At 66.5% G+C, this 4,130-nt stretch carries 1 protein-coding gene and 2 pseudogenes; all 3 read left to right on the top strand.

Translation table 11 applies throughout. The features are described 5' to 3' along the window. On the top strand, positions 1-457 hold a 457-nt coding region (locus EJO66_RS32140; protein ID WP_164547975.1), incomplete at its 5' end, for an amidohydrolase family protein. A gap of 91 nt (positions 458-548) precedes the next feature. Beyond that, positions 549-855: pseudogene (locus tag EJO66_RS32135) on the top strand (ATP-binding cassette domain-containing protein); the annotation flags it as partial. A gap of 1,901 nt (positions 856-2,756) precedes the next feature. Continuing rightward, a pseudogene (locus EJO66_RS32125) lies at positions 2,757-4,130 on the top strand (flagellar basal body L-ring protein FlgH); the annotation flags it as partial.

Raw genomic sequence — 4,130 nt, 5'->3', positions numbered from 1 at the left:
CTTCAAGTACGACGCAGCCGAGGGCAAGAAGCCCGGTGGCGAGGAGGTGGCGTTCCGCCACATCCCCAATGGCATCCCCGGGATCGAGACGCGCATGGCGCTGCTGTGGTCCGAAGGCGTGCTGGCCGGGCGCATGACGCCGCACCGCTTCGTCGACCTCACCGCCACCGGACCGGCCAAGGCCTACGGCCTGCATCCCCGAAAGGGCACGATCGCGATCGGCGCCGACGCCGACCTCGTGATCTGGGACCAGCGCGAGTTCGTCCTGAAGAACGAGCAGCTGCATCACGAGGTCGACTACACCCCCTACGAAGGCATGACGCTCCAGGCGTGGCCCGGCGTCACGCTCAGCCGCGGCGAGGTCGTATGGAGCCGCGACGATGGCTTTCGGCCGATGCCCGGGCGAGGCGAACTGCTGCACTGCGGCGTGCCGACATTGATGCCCAGACCCGCCTGATCGCCCTGCCCGCTCCTCTCGCCTCGCAGGGCGGCATGTGCCGAACTCAATCGCCCAGCACGCCCATGTGCCCGAACTCGATGCTTCGGCGCGTGCGCGCCGTGTGCATGAAACGCTCGACGAAGTGGGTCTCGACCAGCTGGGCTGCACGCTATCCCCACGAACTCTCCGGCGGCCAGCGCCAGCGGGTGGCGATTGCGCGCGCCCTGGTCAGGCGCCCGGCTTTCGTGGTGGCGGACGAGCCCGTCTCGGCCCTCGACATGACCATCCAGGCCCAGGTGCTTCGCCTGTTCCAGAACCTGCAGGCGCACCACGGCTTCGCCTGCCTGTTCATCAGCCACGACCTGGCCGCGGTGGAGCAGATTGCCGATCGCGTCATCGTGATGGAACACGGCCGCTGGCCTCGCTCGCATTGCCCGAAGCGGAACCCTTCGCCGAGAAAGTCTTCGCGTGAGCGGCGCGGCACAATCGCCTGCGTGCCGCTCCTCGAACACTGCCTGCCCGCCGGCCTCGCGCTGGCACTCGCCCTCGCCGCGCCCGTTGTGCGCGCGGCAGACCCCGTGCTGCTCGTCACCTCGCCGGCCGCCCTGCAGGCCGCCGAGAAATCCGGCGCCAGCTTCGCCCGCTGGATCGGCCAAGCACCCGCTTCGGCCGACGGCATCACGAGCAACCAGGCGCTGATGCGCGCGCCGGCGTGGCAATCGATCGCCACGCCGCTCGGCGACAGCCTCGCGCGCATCAGGCGCAGCGATCCGCAGGCCGGCGTCGGCATTGCGCGCTACCCGCACCGGCTGTTCGATGCGCGCTGGCTCGCGAGCCCCGACGCATTCTTCGAGTTGGTGGGCGTCGCCAACCGCATGGACCGCCGGCCCTTCCAGGGCGGCGCCTGCGGCGAGACGCGGCTGGTGTACCGGCTCGCCTACCGCACCGCCGCGATGCAGTCGCGCCTGCCGATGACCGTCAACGTGGAACTGCGCGGCGATGCCCCTGACGCCGACGGCAGTTGCGCGAGCACCGCACGGCGCTGGCAGCCGCCGCAGCCCTCGATGCCGGACGAGGCGCTCGGCCGCTGGCTGGTGTCGGCCGGCGGGCCGCTGGCGCCGCAGCGCCTCGCGCCCGCACGCATCGCACAGATCACCATCAACCTGCAGAGCGTGCGCTGGCCCTCGGCCGTACGGCCCGATCTCGGCGGCCATGCGGAGTACATGCTGCGCGCCTTCCGCTGGAATGCCGGCGCGCGGCGCTTCGACATGGCGCCGCTCGAGAACACTCCCGATGTCGCGCGGCTCAAGGCCAGTGCCCCACTGCGCAAGGAGCTGCGGCAGTGGCTGCAGCAGCCCGCCAACCTGCGCGCGCTGGACGAGGCCACCCTGCAAATCCCCGAGAAGTTCCTGGCGACCGAAGCCATCTCGGTGGCGCCGCGCGGCCTCGCGCGGCTCGCGAACCGGCCGTTCGCACAAGTCTTCCCGCCCGGCGAATGGCAGGCCGTGCCCGGCAGCCGCACGCTGCAATCGCCGCAGGCGCTGCTGCGCCGCCTCGATGACCTCAGCTGCATGGGCTGCCACCAGAGCCGCGCGGTCGCGGGCTTCCACCTGCTCGGCGTCGACCGGCGCGGCGCATCGCGCACCTTCACAGCGGGCAATGCGCTGGCACTGCCGCACTCGCCGCACCTGCAGGACGAACTGGCGCGGCGCGGCCGCTATGTGCACGCCGCGCTGTCCGCGCCTCTGCCCGATCCGTTCCGGCCGCTGGCCGAACCGGACGGCACGGACGCCGCACCTGAGAAAGCCACGGTCGGTGCAAGCTGCGAGCCCACCCGCATCACGCAGTCGGCCAACCCATGGCTGGACCGCGCCGAAAAACTGCCGCGCGTTGCCTGCGAAGGCGCGTCCTCCGTGTGCGAGAAAACCTCGGTCGGCTTTCCCGGCGGCATGTGCTCGGGCCCGTGCGATCCGCAGGACAAGAACGGCACCTGCGGTGGCATCGCCATCCTCAGCGACTTCAACCAGTGCCTGGCGGCGAACAGGCCCTTCGGCGAATGCCTGGGCAAGCACACGCGGCCCGGCAAGCTGCGCAGCTGCTCGGCGCAGCAGCCCTGCCGCGACGACTTCATCTGTGCGCAGGCCGAGGGCCAACCCGAAGGCCGCGGGGCCTGCATACCGCCCTACTTTCTCTTCCAGATGCGGGTGGACGGGCACTCCTGACGCGCAGTGGCCGTCCGTCGGTCTGCGCGTCATCCTTTGGGTGACAACTTTCAGCCTATGGACAGGGCACAGGCTGGCGGTTCAGCATCGATCTCTTGTCGATTTGGTTGACGGGCAGCGCCTTCCCCGAAGTTGCACTGCTCCCATCGGCGAAATTTCCGATCATGGAGGTGTTTATGCCTGCGTTGAATATGACGGCCGGCTCGACCGTTACTCTTGACGAATCCGCCACTTTGCAGAACCTTGCGACTGCTCCCGCTGTTGCGGGGGACAGTAACGACAATGACATTTCCGTAAGCTCGTTGCCGACGGCCTTCAGCAGCCGGCTGGCGGCGCAGAGTGTGGGAACCGCCATCAACGCCGCGCTGAGCGGTTATGACGGCACCAATACCGGCACCAACGCATTCACATTCAGCGTATCCGGCACGGTCACCGATGTTTCATTTACGGACGCGAACGGCGCCTTGCTCAATGGTTTCGACAGCGGCCTCGATACCACCGACGGCGAAGACATCTTCCTGTTCACCGACACGACCAACAACAACGTCGTCTACGGGAAGACCGCCGCCGGTGTCGTCGTGTTCGCGGCCTACCTGGAGGAAACGGGAAGCCCGGTGACGGGCGCCAAGCTCTGGACGGTCCAGTATGAAGCGATATCGAACCCGGATGCCTCGAACCCCGACGACGCCGTCAACCTTGCGGACAAGATATTTGTGTCGGTCGCTTCGTCCAGCGCGTTTTCATTTGCGAATGTGCCTTCAGGCCAGAACCTGTTCGCGATGTTCGGCGATGCAAGCGCCGCGATCGTCGTGACTGGCAAGAATCCAGCGAATGAATCGACCGGAGCCAACATCAACACCGGCGACACAGTCAATACCAGTCTGGGAGGCGGACTCACGACCATTGGCACCAACAACCAGATGATCGACCCGCCCAATGCCAAGAACCCCGGCGAGGGGATGTACTTCACCTTCGTGACCGGCGCCAACACCGACGATACGGTTCCCAATCTCGATCAGAACGAGGCCGACGAAGAATCGAACATCGATTTCACCGGCCTTCTCGGCACCACTGAGGCGTCTTTCACCATCGCGCAATTGCAGCCCAACAAAGCCGCCACCCTCAAGATCAGTGCCTTTACGACGGTGCTGGCGACTGGCGACGCCTATGTGGACAACCTGCAAAACAATACGGCGATCAATATCAGTTCGGTCGTCGTTCGTGATTCCGCCGGACAACTGGTCACGGGCCTTTCCATCGATCTCAGCGGCGACACCGCTGTGGTCAGCGGAATCAAGACCGGCTATGTCATCGAGTACCAGACGGATACCAACCACAGCCGCGTATTGATCGAGAACGTCGGATCGGCTACCAACAACAATCTCAACGCCAGTTTCGACATCGGTGGTTTCAGCCTGCCCAGGTCCGAGCAGGCGACGGGAGAAGTCGGCTCCATGATGATCTTCGAG

It is taken from the genome of Variovorax beijingensis (genome assembly GCF_003951285.1).
GTDB lineage: Bacteria > Pseudomonadota > Gammaproteobacteria > Burkholderiales > Burkholderiaceae_C > Variovorax > Variovorax beijingensis.
Note: the sequence above shows the minus strand (reverse complement) of the source record. Positions and strands in the feature narration are given on the sequence as shown.